We start from the raw sequence: 23,740 nt of genomic DNA, 5'->3' as shown, positions 1-23,740 counted from the left end.
GACATGGAGGGCCGGGACGGAGTCATGCCGGGCCCGTGATCAAGGGCCACGGAGGCCGGGACGGAGTGATGCCGAGGCCGGGGTCACCGGCCACGGAGACCAGGGCGTCCGGGGGTCCGGGGCCCGCGCGGGGCGGTGCGGCGCGACGCGCGTCCGTGCCGCCCCCTGCCACGCGTGCGCCCATATGATCAGCTTTCATGGGAGATGCCCGAGTCGCACCTGTTCGCCCTCAGCCCGGTGCAGCGGTCTCGCGGCGGGCCGCCGCCTGGGCCGTCTGGTATCTGCGGGCCGTCGCCTTCGTCAACTTCCTCAGCGCGGTGTGGGTCTCCCTTGGCCAGGACGTACGCCGGCACAACCAGCAGAACCTGTTCACCCCGTACCTGCTCACCGCCGGCTTCGCCTCCGGCGTGTTCGCCGCCTTCCTTGCCGTCACCATGCGGCGGCGCAAGCGGGCCGCCTGGATCCTGAACCTCGGGCTGAGCGGGCCGTTCCTGGTGCTGTTCGGGTTCGCGCTGTCGCTCCCCGAGATCCGCCGCTCCGCGCAGAACTGGATCTCCCTGGTCCTCACCGCCGCCTTCGTGGCCGCCCTGCTGCTCGGGCGGCGCGAGTTCTACGCCAAGGGCGACCGCGCCAACCCCCGGCTGGCCGCCGGCGTCGCCGCGGCCGGGCTTCCGGCCGCCTCGCTCCTGGCCGCCCTGCTGGTGACGGTGACCAACCAGGCGCCGGACGCGGCCCGTTCGACGTACCTCGAACGCTGGCACTACGGCACGCTGCGGCTGGTCTCGGTCGCCGCGCCGGAGGCCCGTTTCCCGGGCATCGCCACCCCCAACTGGGCGAACGTCGCCATCAACGTCATGTCCACGGCGCTCGTGCTCGTCGTCCTGTACGCCGCCTTCCGTTCCCGGCGCGCCGTCGACCCGCTCGGCGCGGACGACGAGAAGCGGCTGCGCGAGCTGCTGGACCGGCACGGCGAGCGGGACTCGCTCGGCTACTTCGCGCTGCGCCGCGAGAAGAGCGTCGTCTGGTCGCCGACCGGGAAGGCCGCCGTCGCCTACCGGGTGGTGGGCGGGGTGTCGCTGGCGTCCGGGGACCCGCTGGGCGACCCGGAGGCGTGGTCCGGCGCCATCGGGCCGTGGCTGGCCGAGGCGCGGGCGCACGGCTGGATCCCGGCCGTGATGGGCGCGAGCGAGGAGGCCGGCACGGTGTACGCGCGCCACGGGCTCGACGCCCTGGAGCTGGGTGACGAGGCCGTGGTGGAGGTCGCCGAGTTCACCTTGGAGGGCCGGGCCATGCGGACCGTGCGGCAGGCCTGCAACCGGGTGCGGCGGGCCGGGTACACGGTGCGCGTCCGGCGGCACGAGGACATTCCCCCGGGCGAGATGGCGTCCCTGGTGCGCCGGGCGGAGGACTGGCGGGACGGGCCCACCGAGCGCGGGTTCAGCATGGCGCTGGGCCGGCTCGGCGACCCGCGGGACGGGCGGTGCGTGATGCTGGAGTGCCACGACGCGCACGGCGAGCTGCGGGCCCTGCTCTCCTTCGTGCCCTGGGGACCCCGCGGCCTCTCCCTCGACCTCATGCGCCGCGACCGGGGCGCCGAGAACGGGCTCATGGAGTTCATGGTCATCGAACTCCTCCGCCGCGCCCGGGAGGTCGGGGTCACCCAGGTCTCGCTCAACTTCGCGATGTTCCGGTCGGTCTTCGAGCGCGGCTCGCGCCTCGGCGCCGGGCCGGTGCTGCGGGTGTGGCGCTCGCTGCTCGGCTTCTTCTCCCGGTGGTGGCAGATCGAGTCGCTGTACCGCGCCAACGCCAAGTACCGGCCCGTCTGGGAGCCGCGGTTCCTGCTCTTCGAGAAGAGCGCGGACCTGCCGCGCATCGGCCTCGCGGCGGCGCGCGCGGAGGGTTTCCTGACGGCGGGGCCCACGGCCCCGGGCCTGCCCGCCACGCGGACGGCGGCGAGGCAGCCCTGACGCAGACCTGACGCATCCCCGCCGGACACGGTCTGCCGGACACGGTCTTCTGCCGGACACGGTCTTACGGACACGGCCTGGCGAAAACGGTCTGCCGTGCCCGGTCACTCGGACGTGCGCCGGTCGGGGTCCGCCTCCGGGCCCGGTCCGGACGCGGGGCCGGAGGCCGTACCGGTGCCCGGACCCGTCCCCCTCCCGGACGCGGTACCCGGATCCGTACCTGTACCCCTGCCCGGATCCGTACGCCTGCCCGAGGCCGTGCCCGTGCCCGAAGCCGCACCCCTGCCCGCATGCGTGCCCGCGCCCGAGCCCGCCCCCGGGGCCGCTTGCGCCAGGGCCCCCGGCCGGGTGTCCGGCTTGCCGCCGATCCAGTCCTGCAGGGCGCGGCGGGGTGCGGCCCAGCGGCGGTCGTGGCGGTGGGCGCGCAGGTCGGCGCGGGCCCGTGCGCGCGGGCGGTGGCGGTAGAAGCGCCTGGCCCAGTACGAGCCGGGCCGGGCGAGACGGACGGCGGCGACCAGGGCGAGGAAGGGCACGATCGCGCCGAAGACGGCCAGCCGCAGCTTGCCCTTGCTGAGGGCCACCAGGGAGAAGAGGAAGTTGACGGCCACGCCGGCGATGACCGAGCCGCGGTCCTGGAGTTCGGCGGGTGTCACGTCGTTGACGCCGAACGGGGAGAAGCCGGCGAGGACCAGACCGACCAGGGCCGCCGTGAGGACCACCACCTCGACGCTCTTGCGGCCCGCCTCCGTCCAGTAGACGTCGTCCAGGTGCAGGATGAGCGCGAACTCGTCCAGGACGAGCCCCGCGCCCGCGCCGAAGATCACCGCGAAGACCGACGTGCCCACGCCGTGCCGGCTGCTGGTGGCGACCGCGCCGAAGCCGCCGACGACGGTGAGGACGACGCCCGGGACGACGTGGTGGATGTGCAGCCCACCGGCTCTGACGTTCCCGAAGGGGCCCTTCCCGGCGCGGATCAGACGGGTGATGACCCGGGTGACCACGAACGTGACGACGAACGCGCCCAGCGCGAGGAGCAGGGGCAGTTTGCCGGGTTCGACGATGTTGCGGTACAGCCAGTGCCCCATGTATGCAGTCTGCCCCGCCCGCGGGGGTGCCGCTCCTCCACCGGCGGCCGCCGCCCGTCCGCCGGAGCACCGTCCGACCGCAAGGCGAGGCGCGCGAGACGCCCGAGCGCAGGGCGGACCGCCCCGGCCGCGAGGCGAGGCGCCCGTCCGCCGGGGGGCGCGTGGGCGTCCCGTAGGCTGCCTGCGTGTCCGTGTCCTCGCCCTCCTCTCCCGGGTCGCCGCCGTCCTCGTCGGGGGCGGTGCTGCACGGGCTCCGGTTCGCCTTCGGCACGTTGACCGTGCTGCCGGTGCGGGTGATCCGCTGGGACCGCCGGGCGGCCCGCGGCGGGATGCTGTGCGCCCCGCTCGCCGGACTCGTGACCGGTCTCGTGGCGGCCGCCGTGGGTCTGCTGCTGCTGCTCCTCGGCGCCGCACCGCTGCTCGCCGCCGTCGCCACCGCCGCCGTGCCCGCCGCGCTGACCCGCGGTCTGCACCTGGACGGGCTCGCGGACACCGCCGACGGACTCGGCAGCGGCAAACCCGCCGAGGACGCGCTGCGCATCATGAAGCAGTCGGACATCGGCCCCTTCGGCGTCATCACCCTGCTGTTCGTGCTGCTGGCCCAGGTGGCCGCCCTGGCGCAGGCCTACGCCGACTCGTGGGCCCGGGGCGCCCTGGCGGCCGTCGTCGCGGCGACCGCCGCCCGGCTGGCGCTGACCCTGGCCGCGCGTGCCGGGGTGCCCGCCGCGCGACCGGAGGGCCTGGGGGCGGCCGTCGCCGGAGTGGTGCCGGTGCCCGGCGCGCTCGCCGCGGCGCTCGCCGTCACGCTGGCGGCGGGCGCGGCCGGCGCGGCTCTCGGGACGGGCACCGCCCTCCTGTCCGCGGGCGCCGTGCTCGCCTCCCTCGCCGCCGCCGAACTCCTGCTGCGCCACTGCACGCGCCGCTTCGGCGGAGTGACCGGTGACGTCTTCGGCGGCCTCGCCGAGACGGCGGCGACCTGTGCGCTGGTCGTTCTGTCACTGGGCTGAAACGATTCCCGCCGACCCCTTCGGCCCGCCGTTCGCCCTCGGTAGGCTGAACGGCCGAACAGACAGTGAGCGGGATCGGGGGACGTCTGTGCCGAAGCTGCGCCGTGCCATGGCCTGGTTGATCGACTTCGCGCTGGTGGTCGCCGCGGCCGCCGCGCTCGCCGTACTCACCTTCCACCGGATCTCCCTCCTCGTCACCGACGTACCGGAACTGGCCACCCGCGGCGGCCTGGACCTGCTCGGTTCGCGCGGTGACGTCATCGGCAGCTCCGAGCACCTCGGGCTGTCGCTGTGGAACAAGGCGGTGCTGTACGTGGAGCAGGCGTTCGGGCTGCTCGTGCTCGCCGCCTTCCTCTACCAGTGGGCCTGCCTCGCCCTGACCGGGCGGACGGTGGGCAAGGCGCTGCTCGGCCTGAAGGTCGCGCCGCTCTCCCCGCTCTCCCGGCGGGCCCGTTCGGCCGCGCTCAGGGCCGCCGTCACCACGGCGGCCGACGTCGCCGTCTACGCCGTGGCCTGCGTCCTGCTGATCGAGGGGCACTTCCTGCTGTCGGTGCTGGTGTGGGCGCTGGCCGTGCTGCTCTTCCTCGTCAACGCCCTGCCGGTGCTCTTCCCCGCCCGGCGGTCGCTGGCCGACCGGGTGGCGCGGACGGCGGTCACCGGCCTGTGGCTGCGCGCCCCCGGCGCACCAGCCCACGCGGGCGCCCCCGGCGCACCGATACCCGGCTTCCCCGCACCGCCCGCCGGACCGGACTTCACCCCGCCGCCCGGACCGGGTTTCCCGTCGCCGCCCGCCGGGCCGGGCTTCCCCGCACCGCCCGCCGGTCCCGGCTTCTCCGCCCCGCCCGCCGGGCCGGGTTTCCCCGCACCGCCGGGCGGCCCCGGCTTCAGCACGCCTGGCGCCACGCCCCCAACTCGTACTTCTTGAGCAGCGAACTCAGTTTCAGGCGGCGGGACTGGGCACAGAAGCGGCTGGTGGGCAGTTCGTACTCGACGTGGAACACCGCCTTGCCGGCCGCGACGAACGGCTTCAGGCCGTCGCATTCGCCGTACTGCGCGCACTGTTCGTCGACCGCGAAGTCGAAGTCCCCCACCAGCTGCGGGATCTGGCCCAGGTCGTTCTTCAGGCCGACGGACATGCCGCGCTCGTGGGCGAGGGAGGCGACGAGGCGGTTGTAGCGCAACTGGTCGGCGGCGGTCAGCGGGAAGCCGGTCCGGTTCTTGTAGCCGTCCATGTTGTCGGGCTCCACCGCGTCGAAGCCCTTGTCGCGGCACATGTCGAGGCGGGCGGCCATGAGGGGTTCCAGTACGTCGGTGCGGCGGATGTCGAGCCAGCGCTCGCCCTTCCAGCCGTTGCCCTTGCCGAGCACCGCCTCGGGGAACCGGTCCGCGTCGGGCCGGAAGTCCTCCCAGGCGCCGGTGGAGACGTAGCAGATGACCTTGCGGCCCGCGCGGTGCAGCCCGGCGACGGTCTCCTTCGAGTGGTCGAAGCCGTCGATGTCGTAGACGGCCACGTCGACGGAGGTGTCGAGCCGGCCGCTGAGCTGCCACTGCCACGTGGTGCCCGGGCGGGGCTGCCAGCGGCCCGCCGGACTCGCGGCGGCGCCCGGGGAGTCGGTGGCGCGGCCCGTGGAGCCGCCCTCGGCCGAGCCGCCGTCACCGCCCGCCCGCCCCGCGCATCCGGTGAGCAGCAGCAGGAGCAGGACGGCGAGGAGGGCCGGGCGTCCTGTCGGACGGGCCGGGGGGCGGGCGGGGCGGTGGTCCGCGGGGTGAGCGGGGTGAACTGTGGGGGTGTGCACCCGACGATCATCTCCGATGCCCCGACGTGCCCCGCCGCCAGGGGAGTTGCCGTGCCCTGCGGTCCCGGGGGCACCGGGGCGCGGGGCGGCGGACGACGGCCCGCCACCCCCGGACGGCGCCCACGCGACGGATCGCCGCACCGACGCGCGTAGGCTCGTGCCGGGTGTTTGCCTGCCCGGGTGAAGACCGCACCGCAGGAGGAGTCGGGTCCGACAGGGCCTTAAGGTCGGTCGCGGGGCCCGGTCGACCCACCCGCATTCGGCCAACCACCTTTCACAGGGAAGCGAGAAATCACCACCGTGACTGCTCTCACTCTCAGCACCGCCGCGGCGCCCGGCCTGCGCGCCGACGCGATCGTCGTCGGTGTCGCCAAGGGCGCCAAGGGCCCGGTCGTCGCACCGGGTGCCGAAGCCGTCGACGCCGGCTACGACGGCAAGCTCGCCGACGTCCTGGAGACCCTCGGTGCCTCCGGGGCCGAGGGCGAGGTGACGAAGCTGCCCGCGCCGTCCGGTTTCAAGGCCTCGCTCGTGCTGGCGGTGGGCCTGGGCGCGGAGCCCGAGAAGGACGCCGGGTTCGACGCCGAGGCGCTGCGCCGGGCGGCCGGTGTGGCCGCCCGCGCCCTCAACGGCGCGAAGAAGGCCGCGTTCGCGCTGCCGCTCGCGGACGCCGCGGACGCCGGTGCCGTCGGTGAGGGCGCGCTGCTCGGCGCGTACTCCTTCGACGCGTACAAGGAGAACGGCAAGGACGCCAAGGGCCGGGGCGGCAAGGCGCCGCTGGCCGACGTCGTGCTGCTCGGCGGCAAGCCCCGCGACAAGGCGTACAAGGCGGCGATCGAGCGCGCCGCCGCGGTGTCCGAGGAGCTGAACCGCGCCCGCGACCTCATCAACACCCCGCCGAACGACCTCACCCCGGCCGCCTTCGCGGCGCTGGCGCAGGACGCGGCCAAGGCGCACGGCCTGAAGATCCAGGTGCTGGACGAGAAGGCGCTCGCCAAGGGCGGTTACGGCGGCATCCTCGGCGTCGGCGCCGGCTCGGCGGCGGCACCGCGTCTGGTCAAGCTGTCGTACACCAGCCCGAAGGCGAAGAAGCACCTGGCGCTGGTCGGCAAGGGCATCACCTACGACTCGGGCGGCATCTCCCTCAAGCCGGCCGGTCACAACGAGACGATGAAGTGCGACATGAGCGGTGCCGCCGCCGTGTTCGCCGCCGTCGTCGCCGCCGCCCGCCTCGGCCTGGAGGTCAACGTCACCGGCTGGCTGGCGCTCGCCGAGAACATGCCCTCCGGTTCCGCCACCCGTCCCGGTGACGTGCTGCGCATGTTCAGCGGCAAGACGGTGGAGGTGCTCAACACGGACGCCGAGGGCCGGCTGGTGCTCGCGGACGCGCTGTGGGCGGCCTCGCAGGAGAAGCCGGACGCGATCGTGGACGTCGCGACCCTGACCGGCGCGATGGTGCTGGCGCTCGGCACCCGCACCTTCGGGGTCATGGCGAACGACGACGCGTTCCGCTCCGCGATCCACGAGGCCGCGGAGGAGGTCGGCGAGGCGGCGTGGCCGATGCCGCTGCCGGAGCACCTGCGCAAGGGCATGGACTCCCCCACCGCCGACATCGCCAACATGGGCGAGCGGATGGGCGGCGGCCTGGTGGCCGGTCTGTTCCTGCGCGAGTTCATCGGTGACGGCATCACCTGGGCCCACCTGGACATCGCGGGTCCGGCCTTCAACGAGCAGGGTCCCTTCGGTTACACGCCCAAGGGCGGTACGGGCAGCGCGGTGCGCACGCTCGTCCGGCTCGCCGAGCTGACGGCGGCGGGCGACCTGGGCTGAGGCCCTTCCTCCACCGGGGCGGCCCCGGGTGCGCGACGCACCCGGGGCCGCTTCACGCCCGGCGCGCTCCCGGGGCGTCCGGCGGGCTCCCGGACACGCGGCCGGCCGGCCGCGGCGGTCCGTCGTCGTGGTCCCGGCGGTCCGTCGTCGTGGTTCCGGCGGTCCGTCGCGGTGGCCACGGCGGGTGGGATGTCTCACACCCCGGCCCCGCGTCTCGTTCACCCCCGACAAGTGCGAAGATGGGCGACGGCAGGACAGGGCCCCCACCCAAAGGGCCGAAGAACGAGCGGCCGGACACAAGCCGCCCGCCGGTCAGCGACGACCGGCACGGCGCACATGCATGGAGGACGTGACGTGGCGAACGACGCCAGCACCGTTTTCGACCTAGTGATCCTCGGCGGTGGCAGCGGCGGTTACGCCGCGGCCCTGCGCGGGGCGCAGCTGGGCCTGGACGTCGCCCTGATCGAGAAGGACAAGGTCGGCGGTACCTGCCTGCACCGGGGTTGCATCCCCACCAAGGCCCTGCTGCACGCGGGCGAGATCGCCGACCAGGCCCGCGAGAGCGAGCAGTTCGGTGTCAAGGCCTCCTTCGAGGGCATCGACGTCCCCGCCGTCCACAAGTACAAGGACGAGGTCATCTCGGGCCTGTACAAGGGTCTGCAGGGCCTCATCGCCTCCCGCAAGGTGACCTACATCGAGGGCGAGGGCCGGCTGTCCTCCCCGACCTCCGTCGACGTCAACGGTCAGCGGATCCAGGGCCGCCACATCCTCCTGGCGACCGGATCCGTGCCGAAGTCCCTGCCCGGCCTGACCATCGACGGCAACCGCGTCATCTCCTCCGACCACGCCCTCGTCCTGGACCGCGTGCCGAAGTCCGCGATCATCCTGGGCGGCGGCGTGATCGGCGTCGAGTTCGCCTCCGCGTGGAAGTCCTTCGGCACCGACGTCACCATCGTCGAGGGCCTCAAGCACCTGGTCCCGGTCGAGGACGAGAACAGCTCCAAGCTGCTGGAGCGCGCCTTCCGCAAGCGGGGCATCAAGTTCAACCTCGGCACGTTCTTCGAGAAGGCCGAGTACACCCAGGACGGCGTGAAGGTCACCCTCGCCGACGGCAAGGAGTTCGAGGCCGAGGTCCTGCTCGTCGCCATCGGCCGCGGCCCGGTCTCCCAGGGCCTGGGCTACGAGGAGGCCGGGATCGCGATGGACCGCGGTTACGTCCTCGTCGACGAGTACATGCGCACCAACGTCCCGACCGTCTCGGCCGTCGGCGACCTGGTCCCCACCCTCCAGCTCGCGCACGTCGGCTTCGCGGAGGGCATCCTGGTGGCGGAGCGCCTGGCCGGTCTGAAGACCGTTCCGATCGACTACGACGGTGTCCCCCGGGTGACGTACTGCCACCCGGAGGTCGCCTCCGTCGGTGTCTCCGAGGCCAAGGCCAAGGAGATCTACGGCGCGGACAAGGTCGTCGCCCTGAAGTACAACCTGGCGGGCAACGGAAAGAGCAAGATCCTCAAGACCGCGGGCGAGATCAAGCTCGTCCAGGTCAAGGACGGTGCCGTGGTCGGCGTCCACATGGTCGGCGACCGCATGGGCGAGCAGGTCGGCGAAGCGCAGCTGATCTACAACTGGGAGGCGCTGCCGGCCGAGGTCGCGCAGCTCATCCACGCCCACCCGACGCAGAACGAGGCGCTCGGCGAGGCCCACCTGGCCCTGGCCGGCAAGCCCCTCCACTCCCACGACTGAGCCTTCGGTCAACGGGCGCGACGACACAGACTTCCGTACTTCGTAAGGAGCAACCGAAACCATGTCGGTTTCCGTAACCCTGCCGGCGCTCGGCGAGAGCGTCACCGAGGGCACTGTCACCCGCTGGCTGAAGGCCGAGGGCGAGCGCGTCGAGGCCGACGAGCCGCTGCTCGAGGTCTCGACCGACAAGGTCGACACCGAGATCCCCTCGCCCGCCGCCGGTGTGCTGGCCTCCATCAAGGTCGCCGAGGACGAGACGGTGGAGGTCGGCGCCGAGCTGGCCGTCATCGACGACGGCTCCGGCGCACCCGCCGCGGCTCCGGCGCCCGCCGCCGAGGCCGCCCCCGCCCCGGCCGCCGCCCCCGCTCCGGCCGCCGAGGCCGCGCCGGCTCCGGCCGCCGAGGCCCCCGCCGCCGAGGCGCCCGCCCCCGCCGCGGAGACCCCGGCCGCCCCGGCCGGTGCCGCCGAGGGCACCGACGTGGTCCTGCCCGCGCTGGGCGAGTCCGTCACCGAGGGCACCGTGACCCGCTGGCTGAAGTCGGTCGGCGACTCCGTCGAGGCCGACGAGCCGCTGCTCGAGGTCTCCACGGACAAGGTCGACACCGAGATCCCGGCGCCCACCTCCGGTGTGCTCCTGGAGATCGTGGTCGGCGAGGACGAGACCGCCGAGGTCGGCGCCAAGCTCGCCGTCATCGGCGCTCCGGGTGCCGCTCCCGCCGCTGCCCCGGCCCCGGCCGCCCCGGCCCCGGCGCCCGCCGCCGAGACCCCGGCCCCGGCCCCGGCCGCCGCCCCGGCCCCGGCCCCCGCGGCCCCGGCCGCTCCGGCCCCGGCTCCGCAGGCCCCGGCCCCGGCCCCGCAGGCTCCGGCCGCCCCGGCTCCGGCCCCGGCCGCCGCTCCCGCGGCTCCGGCTCCCGCCGCCCAGGCGACCGACGAGGGCGCCTACGTGACCCCGCTGGTGCGCAAGCTCGCCGCCGAGAACGGCGTCGACCTGGGCTCCGTCAAGGGCACCGGCGTCGGCGGTCGCATCCGCAAGCAGGACGTCCTCGCCGCCGCCGAGGCCGCGAAGGCCCCGGCCGCCCCGGCCCCCGCCGCCGCTGCCGCGCCCGCCGCGAAGAAGGCCCCCGCCCTGGAGGCCTCCCCGCTGCGCGGCCAGACCGTGAAGATGCCGCGGATCCGCAAGGTCATCGGCGACAACATGGTCAAGGCCCTGCACGAGCAGGCGCAGCTGTCCTCGGTGGTCGAGGTCGACGTGACGCGGCTGATGAAGCTGCGGGCCAAGGCGAAGGACTCCTTCGCCGCGCGTGAGGGCGTCAAGCTCTCCCCGATGCCGTTCTTCGTCAAGGCCGCCGCGCAGGCGCTGAAGGCCCACCCGGCCATCAACGCCAAGATCAACGAGGCCGAGGGGACCATCACCTACTTCGACACCGAGAACGTCGGTATCGCGGTGGACTCCGAGAAGGGCCTGATGACCCCGGTCATCAAGCACGCCGGTGACCTGAACATCGCCGGCATCGCCAAGGCCACGGCCGAGCTGGCGGGCAAGGTCCGGGCGAGCAAGATCACGCCGGACGAGCTGTCCGGTGCGACCTTCACCATCTCCAACACCGGTTCGCGCGGCGCGCTGTTCGACACGATCATCGTGCCGCCGGGCCAGGTGGCGATCCTCGGCATCGGTGCCACGGTCAAGCGTCCGGCCGTCATCGAGACCGAGGAGGGCACGGTCATCGGCGTCCGCGACATGACCTACCTGACCCTCTCCTACGACCACCGCCTGGTGGACGGCGCCGACGCGGCCCGTTACCTGACTGCGGTCAAGGCGATCCTGGAGGCGGGCGAGTTCGAGGTCGAGCTGGGTCTGTGACCCGGGCCGAGGGTCCCGACGGCGTCGGGACCGGTCTGTGACCTCGTCCCTGCACGGGAAGAGCGGGTGCGGCGCCCCCGTCCGGAGCACTCCGGGCGGGGGCGCCGCCGTTTGCCGTTTCTTGGCCATCACGGCGTGTAAGCCTCGTCTCACCTGCGTGAAAGCGCCCGTATGCGCCCTTCCGCCCCGCGCCGGCCGCCGTATTGTCTAAGCGTCAACGCCCCCGGGGGCCGCCGCCCGGTCCCGCTTTAAGGAGCCTCCATGACCGCGCCCGTCGTCCACTCGCTGCGCGAGCAGATCCGCGAGCACATCGTGGAGGGGATCGTCAGCGGGCGCTGGAAGCCGGGCGAGCGGATCGTGGAGCGGCGGATCGCGACCGAGCTGGAGGTCAGCCAGACCCCGGTGCGGGAGGCGCTGCGCGAGCTGGAGTCGCTGCGGCTGATCGAGTCGGCCCCGAACAAGGGCGTGCGGGTGCGCAACCTGAGCGCCGCCGACCTGGAGGAGAGCTACCCCGTCCGGGCCGGTCTGGAAGCCATCGCGGCGGAGCTGGCGGCCGAGCGGCTGGCCGAGGACTGCTCGGCCCTGGAGCCGCACGTGTCCGCGCTGTACGAGGCCGACCGGCGGGCCGACGGCACCGCGCAGGTGCGGCACACGGTGGGCTTCCACCGGGAGCTGGTGCGCGCGGCCGGCAACTCGGTGCTGCTGCACACCTGGGAGGGCCTGGGCATCGAGGTGTTCACGGCGCTGTCGATCCGCTGGCTGGGCACCGTCCAGCAGTCGTACGCGGAGGAGCACGAGGAGCTGGTGCAGGCGTTCCGCAGGCGTGACGCGCGCATCGCGGAGCTGGTGAAGGCGCACGTCCTGGGCTGCGCGCCGCGTCCGTGACGCACGTCCTTGGGCTGCCCGCCGCGTCCGCGACACCGCGTCCCGGCCTGCGGACCGCCTCCCGGCCTGCGCGCCGCGTCCGTGACACCGGGTCCCCGGGCCGCATGCCGCGTCCCTGAGCCGCCGGCTCCCCCGCCCGAGCAGTCGAGCACTCCGCCGCTCACCTGCGAAAACGCTTCGAAAACACGGCACCGCGTGCCTGTTCGAAAGGCACCGGGTGCCGACTTTCTCGGAATCAAGAGGTTTTCACCCTCAACCCTTTGATCGATCATCGATCAGGGAGTTACAGTCGGCGACGGGCTTCTACCAGAGCCCCTCCAGCCCTGTCCTGCCAAAGACCTAGGGCACCCCCGAACCCTTGCAGATGAGGGAACCCCCTTCGACTGAGGAAGGCGGCGACATGACCGACCCCAACGCCATCCAGCCGAGCGAGCTCGACCAGCTCCCGGACCGCGACCCCGAGGAGACCGCCGAATGGCAGGCCTCCCTGGACGCCGTTGCCAAGGCGGCCGGGCCGCACCGTGCCGCGTACCTGATGCGCCGCACGCTGGAGCGCGCCGAGGGCACTGGTGTCGCCCTGCCGAAGCTCCTGGAGACCGACTACGTCAACTCCATCCCGACCGCGGCCGAGCCGGCCGTCCCCGGTGACGAGGCCATGGAGGCCCGGATCACCGCGTGGAACCGGTGGAACGCGGCGGCGATGGTCACCCGCGGCTCCAAGTACGGCGTAGGCGGCCACATCGCCACCTTCGCCTCGGCGGCATGGCTGTACGAGACCGGCTTCAACCACTTCTTCCACGGCAAGGAGGGCGACGGCTCCGGCGACCAGCTGTACATCCAGGGCCACGCCTCCCCCGGCATCTACGCCCGCGCCTTCCTGGACGGCCGCCTGACCGAGGCCCACCTGGACAAGTTCCGCCAGGAGGCCGGCGGCAACGGCCTGCCGTCCTACCCGCACCCGCGCCGCCTGCCCTGGCTGTGGGAGTTCCCGACCGTCTCCATGGGCCTCGGCCCGCTGTCGGCGATCTACCAGGCGCGCTTCAACCGCTACCTCACCAACCGCGGCATCAAGGACGTCTCCGCCTCGCACGTGTGGGCGTTCCTCGGTGACGGCGAGATGGACGAGCCCGAGTCGACGGCCGCGCTCGCGCTGGCCGCCCGGGAGCAGCTCGACAACCTCACGTTCGTCATCAACTGCAACCTGCAGCGCCTGGACGGCCCGGTCCGCGCCAACTTCAAGATCGTGCAGGAGCTGGAGGCCCAGTTCCGCGGCGCCGGCTGGAACGTGGTCAAGTCGCTGTGGGGCACCGCCTGGGACGAACTGTTCCAGCTCGACACCACGGGCGCGCTGCTGCGCCGCCTGCGCCAGGTGCCGGACGCGCAGACCCAGACGTACCAGACCCGCGACGCGGCCTACATCCGCCAGGACTTCTTCGGCGCCGACCCGGCGCTCGCCGAGATGGCGAAGCTGCTGAGCGACGACAAGATCATCGAGTGCTTCCACTACTCGCGCGGCGGCCACGAGGCCCGCAAGGTCTACGCCGCGTACAAGGCGGCCCTGGAGCACAAGGGCGCCCCGACGGTGATCCTGGCGCAGACGGTCAAGGGCCACACCCTGGGCAGCGGTTTCGCCTCGAAGAACGCCAACCACCAGATGAAGAAGCTGTCGGTGGACGAGTTCAAGCAGATGCGTGACCTGCTGGAGCTGCCGATCAAGGACAGCGACTTCGTCGACGGCCAGGTCCCCTACGGCCACCCCGGCGCCGACTCCCCCGAGGTGCGCTACCTCCAGGAGCGCCGCGCGGCCCTCGGCGGCCCGGCCCCGGCCCGCCGGGTGCACCCCGTCGCGGCCCTGCCGGCCCCGGCCGACAAGGCGTTCGGCGCCTTCGACAAGGGCTCCGGCTCGCAGAGCGTGGCCACCACCATGGCCTTCGTCCGCCTGGTCAAGGACCTGGTCCGCGACAAGGAGACCGGCAGGCGCTGGGTGCCGATCGTCCCCGACGAGGCGCGCACCTTCGGCATGGAGTCGCTGTTCCCCTCGCTCGGGATCTACTCCCCCAAGGGCCAGACGTACGAGCCGGTCGACCGCGACCAGCTGATGTACTACAAGGAGGCCAAGAACGGCCAGATCCTCAACGAGGGGATCACCGAGGCCGGTTCCATGGCCGACTTCATCGCCGCCTCGTCGTCGTACGCGACGCACGGCGAGCCGATGATCCCGTTCTACATCTTCTACTCGATGTTCGGCTGGCAGCGCACCGCCGACCAGATGTGGCAGCTCGGCGACCAGCTCGGCCGCGGCTTCCTCGTCGGCGCCACGGCCGGCCGCACCACGCTCACCGGTGAGGGCCTGCAGCACGCCGACGGCCACTCCCCGGTCATCGCGGCCACCAACCCGGCGGCTCTCTCCTACGACCCGGCGTTCGCGTACGAGATCGCGGTCATCGTCAAGGAGGGCCTGCGCCGCATGTACGGCGAGGCGGCCGAGGGCGAGGACCAGAACGTCTTCTACTACCTCACCGTCTACAACGAGCCGCTGCCGCAGCCGGCCAAGCCGTCCGGCCTCGGCATCGACGAGGGCATCGTCAAGGGCCTGTACCGCTTCAACACGGCGGAGTCGGCCGGTCTGACCGCCCCGGCGAACGCGCCGCGCATCCAGCTGCTCGGCTCGGGCACGGCGATCCACTGGGCGCTCAAGGCCCAGCAGCTGCTCGCCGAGGAGTGGGGCGTGGCCGCCGACGTGTGGTCGGCGACCTCGTGGGGCGAGCTGCGCCGCGACGCGCTGGAGGCCGACGCGGCCCTCCTGCGCGGCGAGGAGCGGGTGCCCTTCGTACGCCAGGCGCTCCAGGGCGCCGAGGGCCCGGTGCTGGCGGTCTCCGACTACATGCGCCAGGTCCCGGACCAGATCGCGCAGTGGGTCGAGCAGGACTACTCGTCGCTGGGCGCCGACGGCTTCGGCCTGTCGGACACCCGTGAGGCCGCCCGCCGCCACTTCGGCGTGGACGCCGAGTCGATCGTCGTCGCGGCCCTGGCCCAGCTGGCCCGGCGCGGCGAGGTCAAGGCCTCGGCGGTCAAGGAGGCCCGGGAGAAGTACGGCCTGTAAGGAGCACGGCCCGCAAGGGCCGGGGTTCCCGCCACGAAGGGGCACGGCGTCCGCCGTGCCCCTTCGCCGTCGGCGCTGTCAGTGGTCCCCGGCATGATGGCCGTATGCGTGCCGCCCGCCTGATCAAGATGGTGCTGCTGCTCCAGTCGCGGCAGCCGATGACCGCCGCCGAGCTGGCCCGTGAGCTGGAGGTGTCGGAGCGGACCGTCACGCGGGACGCGCAGGCGCTGTCGGAGGCGGGCGTGCCGGTGTACGCCGACCGGGGGCGGGCCGGCGGCTACCGGCTGGTGGGCGGTTACCGCACGCGGCTGACGGGCCTGGCGCGCGGTGAGGCCCAGGCCCTGTTCCTCAGCGGTGTGCCGGGCGCGCTGCGGGACATGGGGCTGGAGGACGCGGCCTCGGCGGCCCGGCTGAAGGTGTCCGCGGCACTGCTGCCCGCCGTGCGCGACGCCCCCCGCACGGCGGCGCAGCGCTTCCACCTGGACGCCCCGGCCTGGTTCCGTGAACCCACGGTGCCCCCGCTGCTGCCCGCCGTGGCGGACGCGGTCTGGAGCGACCTCGTCCTCACCGTGCGCTACCGGCGCGGGGAGGGCGGGACGGAGGTCGTACGCGAGCTGGAGCCGTACGGGCTCGTGCTGAAGGCGGGCGCGTGGTACCTGTGCGCGCGGGTCGCGGAGCGCGCGCCGGACGGCGGGCAGGGGGCGCAGCGGTCCGGAACGACTCACCGGGACGGAACGGCTCACCGGGCCGGAGCGACTCACCGGGCCGGAACCACTCACCGAGCCGAAGCGACTCACCGGGACGGAACGGCTCGCGGGGCCGAAACGGCGGCTCACCGGGTCTACCGGCTCGACCGGTTCACGGCGGTCGAACCGGGCGGGGAGCGGTTCGACCGGGACGAGAGCTTCGACCTGGCCGCCTTCTGGGCGGAGCGCGCCGAGCAGTTCGCCCGCTCGATCCTGCGCGCCGAGGTGGTCGTACGGCTGTCCGAGGAGGGGCTGCGCAGGCTGCCGCACGCCGTCGACCCGGCGGCGGCCCGCGAGGCCCTGGCCGCCGCCGGTTCCCCGGACCGAGACGGCCGGACGACGGTGACCCTGCCGGTGGAATCGGAGGAGGTCGCGCACGCTCAGCTCAGGGTCCTGGGTCCGGAAGCCGAGATCCTGGCCCCCGCTTCCCTGCGCGAGCGCTTCACCCGGGACGCCCTGCGCCTGACCGCCCTGTACGGCACCGGGGGCCCTGCGGCGCCGGCCGCCGGAGAGGAAGCACCGGGGGCGGGCGGAGAGGGCACCGGGGCGGCGTGAGGACGCCGGCCCGCGGCGGGGGACGCGGACCGCGGCGGGGGGCGCGGGCCGGCGGCGGGGGGCGCGGGCCCCGGTGCGCGGTGCGGGGACGTGGGCCGCCGGCGCGCGGCACGGGGAGGCAGGCCGCCGCAGGGTGCCCGGCGCGCCTTCGCGGGGCGGCGGGGGCGGAGGGTGTAGGACGTGCAACGATCCGCCGCACTCCGCGTGCGGGGGGCGGTGTGAGGGCCGATGCTGGAACCCGTGATGGACGAGACGGAGTTCTGGGAGCTGATCGACGCGACGCGCGGGGCCGCCGAGGGGGATCCCGAGGAGCAGGCCGATTTGCTCGTGGAGCGGCTGCTCGGGTTCGATCCGGAGCAGGTTCTCGACTTCGCCCGTCACTTCGAGTCCCGCTACAACCGCGCGTACCGCTGGGATCTGTGGGGCGCCGCGTGGGTGCTGCTGGACGGGGCGAGCGACGACGCCTTCGACTACTTCCGGTGCTGGCTGATCGGCCAGGGCCGGGAGGTGTTCGAGGGGGCCCTGCACGACCCGGACTCGCTCGCCGAACTGCTGGACGACTTCGACGAGGAGATCGACGGCGACGGCGAGGAACTGGGGTACGCGGCGGACGAGGCCTACGAGCAGCTCACCGGGACGGTCGCCCCCGACCTCGGCCTCCCGCCCGCGCCGGCCGAACCGGAGGGCACCCCGGTCGAGTTCGAGGACGACGGCGCACTGGCCGAGCGCTACCCCCGCCTGTGGGGCCGCTTCCACGACTGACGCGGACGGGGGCGGAGCCCGGTCTCAGCGCCGGCCCTGCAGCCGGGCCGCCGTCTCGCGGATCGCGGGGAGGCGGACGGTCAGCGCCGCGCCGGGGCAGTTGGTGCGGAAGCCGTCGGTGTGGCCGGCGAGCGCCGGGAGCAGCGCGGCGGTGCCCGCGGCGTAGCGGGCGAGCTTGTTGCTGGAGACCAGGGTGACGCTGCCGCGCGGGTCGACCCCGGCCAGGCCGAGTTTCCAGGCGGCCAGCGCGGCGATCGCGTCGGTCAGGGCGCGGGGCACGGGCGTGCCCGCCGTGAAGGTGCCGATGGCCGCGACCCCGGCCGTGCGGTGGTTGAAGCCCTGGGTGTGGGCGCCGGTGACGGCTCGTTCGACGCCGCCGGCACGGCCCTCGTAGATCGTGCCGCAGCGGTCGACGAGGAAGTTGTAGCCGATGTCGTCCCACTTGCGGGCGCCGGTCTGCCCCGCGTAGAGGTGGCGGATGATGCTCGGGCTGTCGGCGCAGGCGTAGCCGTTGGGCGAGTCGGTGTGGTGGACGAACACGGCGACGACCTTGTCGTCGTAGCGCGGGGGCGGCTGCACGTGCCGCGCGGTGGCGTCCAGCCAGACCGACCGGGGCATGATGCGCGGCCGGGGCGCCTGGTGCGCGGGGGCGGCCGGGCCGGGTGTCACGGTCTGCCCGGCCCACGGTCCGGCGTCCTGTGCGTGCGCTCCCATGGGCGCCCGCTCGGTGACCGTACGCCCGGCGTCCTTCGCGCCCAGCAGCAGCGCGCCGACGGCGCCGGCCACCGGCAGGAGGCACAGCAGCGCGACGAGGGCGCGCCGCAGCAGCCGGGTGCGGCGGCGCACCGCCAGGACGCTCCGCGGCTCCTGGGGGGTCCTGTCCCAACGGTTTCGCGGTCGCCGCCGGTCCGGCCGCCCCGGCCCGGTCGGCTGATCCGCCCGGGCCGGCTGATCCGGCCGGGCCGGACGGACGGGCCGGGCCCACCGCGTCCACGGTGTCCACGGCGACCGTCCGGTGCACGGCGTCCGCCGGGCCCACCTCGTCCGCCGCCGCCACGGGGCGCGCCGCCGCCTGGGGCCCAACGGGCGCAGGGCGGCGCGCCCTTCCTTCCCCACTCCACGCATGACCTCACCCTCACCCCCATCCGCCCCGTCCGCGATGTGTGCTGTGCCACCTGGTGGAACCATCGTCCTGGTCCGGGGCGTTTCTGTGGGTACACGTACACGTGGCCGGTTCCCGGACCCACGTGCGTGTGTCCGATCACGCTGATCACCGGGCCCGTCCCGCGCGTATCCGGGTCCGAGAGAAAGGCGGCATGCGTGGACCTGCTCGACCTCGTGCTGTTGCTGGTGATCGTGTTGTACGCGGCGTCCGGCTACCGGCGCGGACTGGTGGCCGGCTGTGTCTCGCTGGCCGGTTTCGTGGGCGGCGCCGTCGTCGGCGTGTGGGTGCTGCCGTGGGTGATGGACCTGGTCACCCGCGGCACGACGGCGGCCACCGTCGCCGCCGTGCTGACCGTCCTGGTGCCCGCGGTCGTGGGGCACGAGCTGGCGGGGCGCCTGGCGCTGCGGCTGCGGCGCGAGCTGGACCGGGCCGGCCGCGGCCCGCTGCGCGTGGCCGACGGCATCGGCGGTGCCGCCGCCAACTCGGTGGCGGTGCTGATCGTGGCCTGGGTCGCGGCGAGCGTCCTGGGCGCCTCCTCCTCCCCCGTGGTGACCTCGGCGATACGGGACTCCGCGCTGCTCGGCACCGTCCAGGACGCGATGCCGGACACCACCCCGGCCTGGTTCTCGCGGGCCACCTCCGCACTGACCGAGGCGGGATTCCCGCAGGTCTTCAACCCGTTCGAGAACGAGCCGGCGGCGGGCGTCGCCCGCCCCTCCGGCGACAGCGTGACGGCGAGCGCGACGAGCGCCGCCCGGCTCAGCACGGTCAAGATCGAGGGTTCCTCGGGCAACCAGGGCCGCGAGGGCAGCGGTTTCGTGTACGCGCGGCAGCACGTGATGACCAACGCGCACGTGGTCGCGGGCATCGACAGCCCCTACGTGCAGATCGGCGGCGTCGGGCATTCGTACGCGGCGCGGGTGGTCCTCTTCGACCCCGACCGGGACGTGGCCGTGCTCTACGTCCCCGGGCTGCGCGCTCCCGTGCTGCGCTTCGACAACACTGCCGGGCGCGGCGACGCGGCCGTGGTCGCGGGCTATCCGCAGGACGGCGGGCTGAACCTGCAGGCGGCGACGGTGGCGAACCGGATCCGGGCCACCGGCCAGAACATCTACAGCGACGCCACCGTCACCCGCGAGATCTACTCGATCCGCTCCACGGTCCGGCCGGGCAACTCCGGCGGCCCGCTGCTGACCACGGGCGGCCGGGTGTACGGCATGGTGTTCGCCCGTTCGACCTCGGACGCCGAGACGGGTTACGCGCTCACGGCGGCCGAGGTGGCCCCGGACGCGCAGCGGGCGGCGAGCGCCACGGCGCCCGTGGACACGGGCCGGCTGGTCGCCTCCTGACGCGTGGTGGCCGCCTGGCCCTGCACCGTCCCTGACGTCCGGTCGCCTCCTGACGGGGCCGCCTCAGCGGGTCACAGCGGGCGGCCCATCAGGACGTCATCGACGTAGGCACCGTCGAGGAAGAACTCCCCGGGCTGGATCCCCTCCACGACGAAGCCCTCGGACTCGTACAGCCTGCGGGCCGGGGTGTTGGGGCCGAGGACGCGCAGGGAGATGCGGCGGGCGCCCAGACGGCGGGCCTCCTCGACGGCGGCGCGCAGCAGGGCGCGGCCGACGCCGGCGCCGCGGGCCGCGTCGGCCACGGCGAGGCCGCGGATCTGGCGGACGTGCGCGTTGGCGGCCAGTTCGGTGGGGCGGCCGAGGCGGACGTAGCCGACGAGCCGGCCGTCGAGTTCGGCGACCAGGTGCTGCCCGGGGCCCGACCGCTCGGTGAAGAACGGCTCGTACGGTTCCTCGGGGCGCGGCTGCACGGAGTGCAGCGGGGACCAGACGGCCCGGTCGAGCCGCGCCAGGGCCTCCTCGTCGCCGGGCGTGGCACGGCGGATGCGCGGGACGCGGCCGCCGCCGGGCTCGGCGGCGCTGCCGGGCAGGGGTGCGGCGCCGTCAGGTATCGGGGCGCTGTCGGGCACGGGGGCGGCACTGTCGGGCATGGGGGCACTCTAGGCCCTGTCGTCAAATTCCCGCCTGCCTCGCGACGCCATGCACGCACTCTCGCCGCACCGGGCCCAGACCCGAGTACGTCCAGTACGAGGGTCAGGGCCCGGCACGCCGAGAGCACGCACCTGACGCCGCGAGGCCCGCCCTCCGGGCGGACGACGGGAATTTCACGACAGGACCTAGGGGCGGCCGGGGCACTGCCGCCGGGTATTTCCGTGGCGGGCGGGGCGGAAGGGGCGCGGCGGGGCAGGATGGGCCCATGGAACGTTCACGCATCGCGGTGGCCGGCGCGTCCGGTCTGATCGGCAGCGCGCTGGTGCGGTCCCTGGCCGCGGACGGGCACGAGGTGGTGCGCCTGGTGCGCCGTCCGGCCCGCGGCGCGGACGAGGTCCGCTGGGACCCGGAGCGGCAGTACGTCGACACGACGGGGCTCATCGGGTGCGACGCGGTGGTCAACCTGGCGGGTGCGGGGGTGGGCGACCACCGCTGGACGGACGCGTACAAGAGGACGCTGCGGGACAGCAGGGTGCTCGGCACGGCGGCGCTCGCCGAGGCCGTCGCCGCCCTCGGCACACCGCCGCGGGTCTTCGTCGGCGGCAGCGCGATCGGCTTCTACGGCGACACGGGCGCGCGGGCCGTCGACGAGGACGCGCCGCCGGGGGACGGTTTCCTGCCCTCGCTGTGCGTGGAGTGGGAGGAGGCCGCGGCCCCCGCGCAGGAGGCGGGCGTGCGGACGGTGTTCGCGCGGACGGGGCTGGTGGTGGCCCGCGAGGGCGGCGCGTGGGGGCGGCTGTTCCCGCTGTTCCGGGCCGGTCTGGGCGGCCGGATGGGGGACGGGCGGCAGTACTGGTCGTTCATCGCGCTGCACGACGAGGTGGCGGCGCTGCGCCACCTCATCGACACCGAGAGCCTGTCCGGACCGGTCAACCTGACCGCTCCGCATCCGCTGACCAACCGTGAGATCACCGCGGCGATGGGCCGGGTGCTGCACCGGCCGGCGCTGTTCCCGGTGCCGGCGCCGGTGCTGCGGGCCGCGCTCGGGGAGATGGCCGGGGACGTGCTGGGCAGTGCCCGGGTGGTGCCGCGGCGGCTGCTGGAGTCGGGGTTCTCCTTCGCCTTCCCGGGAATCGAGGACGCCGTACGAGCGGCGCTGTGAGGAGCGGCGGAAGCCGCCGTACGAGCCGGCCGCACGAACACCGTGCGAGCGCCCGCGGGACGGCCGGGACGAGCAGCGCCCGCCGGGCGTGAACGCCGGCGCGAGCGGCGCGTGACGGCCGGGGGCCCCGGGACCCGGCCCCGAAGCGAGCGGCAGGGGACGGCCGGGGCCACCGCTTCCCGACCGCCCCGACCACCGGCAGGAGCGGCAGGGGACCCGCGGGACGAACGGTTCCCGACCGCCGGGACGAGTGGCTTGGGAGCGCCGGAACGAAGAGCCTCGGCCCCACCGTCTCCCGACCGCCGGCGCGGGCGGTGTGCGACCGGTGGGGCGAACCGCCGGTGACGTTTCTCGATGGATCCCGGTGGATCCCGGCGGATTGCGAAAGTCCGCGCCCGTATGCGACCGCCGTGCGACCGTGCCCTGCCGATGCGCGACTGTTCCTGACCGGACGCGGCCCTAGCCTCGTGCCGAACTCGGGTATTCCTCAAGCCGGTCGCGGGCATCACCGCTCCACCGGCCGCGCAACCTCGAGGAGGGGCACGTGCTTGAGCCCGCGTACCAGGTGGATGTCGTGGTGGTGGGAGCCGGAGTCGCCGGGCTCTCCGCCGCGCACCGGCTCACCAGCGCAGGAGTAACGACCGCAGTCCTGGAGGCCGCCCCTTGCGTGGGCGGCCGTATGGCGACGGAGAAGATCGACGGCTTCCGGCTCGACCGGATCGGGCAGCTGCTGTTCACGTCCTATCCCCAACTGGGCCGTACCCCGGGGCTGGACGCGCTCGTGCTGCGGCCCTTCGCGCCGGGAGTCCTGCTGCACAGCGACGGACGCCACCACCGCGCGGGCGCCCCGGCGGGCGGCGGAAGCGCGCGGAGCGCACTCCATGCCGTGCGCGCCCTGGCGAGCGCCCCCCGTTCACCGGCCGCGCCCGGGGGACGGGCCGGCCGCGCCCTGCGCGCCGTCCCGCCGCTGCGGCCCCGGGCCGGCGCGGCACCGGCGGCGGCCCTGCTCGACGAGGCCGCAGGGCCCGGCTTCGCGGTACCGGGGGGCGCCGGCCGCTCCGCGGCACCGGCCGACCGCGCCCAGCCCTTCGGCATCGGCACCCCCCTGCGGCTGCGCGCCGCGCTCGCCCGTATCGCCGCCACCCCGGTCGAACGCCTCATGGCCCGGCCCGAACTCCCCGCCGGCCAGGCCCTCGCGGACCGCGGACTGCCCGCCCGCACCGTCGACGGCTTCCTGCGCCCGCTGCTGTCCGCGCTGCTGTGCGACCCGGACCTCACCACCTCCAGCCGGTGCGCGGACCTGGCGCTGCGCGCCTTCGCCACGGGCCGGCTGTGCCTGCCGGAGGGCGGGGCCGAGGTGCTGCCGGAACTGCTCGCGAGCACGCTGCCGCCGGGCACCGTGCGCACCGGTGTCCGCGTCACCTCCGTGTCCACCAACGCAGTGACCACCGCGGAGCACGGCGAGATCCGCTGCCACGCGGTGCTGGTCGCGACCGGCGCGCGGACCGCCGCCGAGCTGCTGCCCGGGCTGCACGTGCCGGACTTCCACCCCGTGACGGTCGTCCACCACACGACGGACGAGCCGCCCCGGACGGGCGGCCACCTGCTGCTGGACGCGGAGCGGGGCGGCCCGGTCGCGCACACGGCGGTGATCAGCCGGGTCGACCCGTCCCGGGCCCCGGCCGGCCGCGCCCTGGTCTCCTCGACGGTCCTGGGCGAGCCGCCGGACGGCCTCGACACCGCCGTACGCCGCCATCTGGCCCGCCTGTACGGCACGCCGACCGGGCGCTGGGAGACGCTGGCCGTCCACCACACCGCGGAGGCGGTACCGGCGATGCGTCCCCCGCACGACGCGCGGCGGCCGGTGCGGCTGCTGGCGGGCCTGTACGTCTGCGGCGACCACCGGGACACCAGCACGCTCCAGGGCGCCCTGCACTCGGCCCACCGCGCGGCGGCGGCGATCCTGGCCGACCTGGGCGCCGGCCGCCCGATGCACAGCGCGGATCCCCGCGCGACGCAGGCCCCGCGGGCGGCGGCGGCCTGACACCCGGGGCGGGGCCCCGGCCCCGCCCCTCC

General features: G+C 74.5%; 16 protein-coding genes and 1 pseudogene. 13 read left to right on the top strand and 4 right to left on the bottom strand.

What is annotated here, in order from left to right:
* Positions 1-197 precede the first annotated feature (197 nt).
* Positions 198-1,967 carry a phosphatidylglycerol lysyltransferase domain-containing protein gene (locus AC6I72_RS22990; protein ID WP_498003092.1) on the top strand — a complete coding sequence of 590 codons (1,770 nt, stop codon included), beginning with the start codon at positions 198-200 and terminating at the stop codon, positions 1,965-1,967.
* Positions 1,968-2,308: 341 nt separating this feature from the next.
* On the opposite strand, the pseudogene AC6I72_RS22985 reads toward AC6I72_RS22990, so the two are convergent.
* Positions 2,309-3,052: pseudogene (locus AC6I72_RS22985) on the bottom strand (hypothetical protein); the annotation flags it as partial.
* A gap of 185 nt (positions 3,053-3,237) precedes the next feature.
* On the opposite strand from AC6I72_RS22985, the gene AC6I72_RS22980 reads away from it, so the two are divergent.
* Positions 3,238-4,059 (top strand): adenosylcobinamide-GDP ribazoletransferase, encoded by an 822-nt coding sequence (locus AC6I72_RS22980; protein ID WP_498003091.1) that lies wholly within the window; start codon positions 3,238-3,240, stop codon positions 4,057-4,059.
* Positions 4,060-4,168: 109 nt separating this feature from the next.
* On the top strand, positions 4,169-4,984 hold the full coding sequence (locus tag AC6I72_RS22975; protein ID WP_498003090.1) for an RDD family protein: 816 nt from the start codon (positions 4,169-4,171) through the stop codon (positions 4,982-4,984).
* Here AC6I72_RS22975 and AC6I72_RS22970 read toward each other — a convergent pair.
* Complete coding sequence (locus AC6I72_RS22970; protein ID WP_498003089.1) at positions 4,944-5,855, bottom strand: endo alpha-1,4 polygalactosaminidase; 912 nt, start codon at positions 5,853-5,855, stop codon at positions 4,944-4,946. The two genes, AC6I72_RS22975 and AC6I72_RS22970, sit on opposite strands and share 41 nt — an antisense overlap.
* Positions 5,856-6,155: 300 nt before the next feature.
* Between AC6I72_RS22970 and AC6I72_RS22965 the strand changes: the two genes are divergently transcribed.
* From AC6I72_RS22965 to AC6I72_RS22935, 7 genes are all read left to right on the top strand, one after another.
* A complete protein-coding gene (locus tag AC6I72_RS22965; RefSeq protein WP_498003087.1) occupies positions 6,156-7,682 on the top strand; it encodes a leucyl aminopeptidase in 1,527 nt (508 codons plus the stop codon).
* 354 nt (positions 7,683-8,036) lie between these two features.
* Positions 8,037-9,425 carry a dihydrolipoyl dehydrogenase gene (gene lpdA, locus AC6I72_RS22960; RefSeq protein ID WP_037855847.1) on the top strand — a complete coding sequence of 463 codons (1,389 nt, stop codon included), beginning with the start codon at positions 8,037-8,039 and terminating at the stop codon, positions 9,423-9,425.
* Between the two features lie 61 nt (positions 9,426-9,486).
* Positions 9,487-11,286: a 2-oxoglutarate dehydrogenase, E2 component, dihydrolipoamide succinyltransferase gene (sucB, locus tag AC6I72_RS22955; RefSeq protein ID WP_498003085.1), complete on the top strand. Its 1,800-nt coding sequence runs from the start codon at positions 9,487-9,489 to the stop codon at positions 11,284-11,286.
* A 261-nt stretch (positions 11,287-11,547) separates the two neighbouring features.
* A complete protein-coding gene (locus AC6I72_RS22950) occupies positions 11,548-12,171 on the top strand; it encodes a GntR family transcriptional regulator (RefSeq protein ID WP_037855842.1) in 624 nt (207 codons plus the stop codon).
* A gap of 400 nt (positions 12,172-12,571) precedes the next feature.
* On the top strand, positions 12,572-15,274 hold the full coding sequence (gene aceE, locus AC6I72_RS22945; RefSeq protein ID WP_498003083.1) for a pyruvate dehydrogenase (acetyl-transferring), homodimeric type: 2,703 nt from the start codon (positions 12,572-12,574) through the stop codon (positions 15,272-15,274).
* Between the two features lie 104 nt (positions 15,275-15,378).
* Positions 15,379-16,575 carry a helix-turn-helix transcriptional regulator gene (locus AC6I72_RS22940; RefSeq protein WP_498003081.1) on the top strand — a complete coding sequence of 399 codons (1,197 nt, stop codon included), beginning with the start codon at positions 15,379-15,381 and terminating at the stop codon, positions 16,573-16,575.
* A gap of 243 nt (positions 16,576-16,818) precedes the next feature.
* A complete protein-coding gene (locus AC6I72_RS22935; protein ID WP_498004793.1) occupies positions 16,819-17,337 on the top strand; it encodes a DUF4240 domain-containing protein in 519 nt (172 codons plus the stop codon).
* A gap of 24 nt (positions 17,338-17,361) precedes the next feature.
* On the opposite strand, the gene AC6I72_RS22930 is transcribed toward AC6I72_RS22935, so the two are convergent.
* Positions 17,362-18,183 (bottom strand): peptidoglycan recognition protein family protein, encoded by an 822-nt coding sequence (locus tag AC6I72_RS22930; RefSeq protein WP_498003080.1) that lies wholly within the window; start codon positions 18,181-18,183, stop codon positions 17,362-17,364.
* A 474-nt stretch (positions 18,184-18,657) separates the two neighbouring features.
* Between AC6I72_RS22930 and AC6I72_RS22925 the strand changes: the two genes are divergently transcribed.
* Positions 18,658-19,851 carry a MarP family serine protease gene (locus tag AC6I72_RS22925; protein WP_498003079.1) on the top strand — a complete coding sequence of 398 codons (1,194 nt, stop codon included), beginning with the start codon at positions 18,658-18,660 and terminating at the stop codon, positions 19,849-19,851.
* 71 nt (positions 19,852-19,922) lie between these two features.
* On the opposite strand, the gene AC6I72_RS22920 is transcribed toward AC6I72_RS22925, so the two are convergent.
* A complete protein-coding gene (locus AC6I72_RS22920; RefSeq protein ID WP_498003077.1) occupies positions 19,923-20,501 on the bottom strand; it encodes a GNAT family N-acetyltransferase in 579 nt (192 codons plus the stop codon).
* A gap of 266 nt (positions 20,502-20,767) precedes the next feature.
* Here AC6I72_RS22920 and AC6I72_RS22915 point away from each other — a divergent pair, with 266 nt between their 5' ends.
* Positions 20,768-21,664, top strand: a complete 897-nt coding sequence (locus AC6I72_RS22915; protein ID WP_498003075.1) for a TIGR01777 family oxidoreductase — start codon at positions 20,768-20,770, stop codon at positions 21,662-21,664.
* 544 nt (positions 21,665-22,208) lie between these two features.
* The gene (locus AC6I72_RS22910) at positions 22,209-23,708 is read left to right on the top strand and encodes an NAD(P)/FAD-dependent oxidoreductase (RefSeq protein ID WP_498003074.1); all 1,500 of its coding nucleotides are present in this window, start codon (positions 22,209-22,211) and stop codon (positions 23,706-23,708) included.
* The last annotated feature ends 32 nt before the right edge of the window (positions 23,709-23,740 follow it).

Source organism: Streptomyces sp. Xyl84, assembly GCF_059731885.1.
Note: the sequence above shows the minus strand (reverse complement) of the source record. Positions and strands in the feature narration are given on the sequence as shown.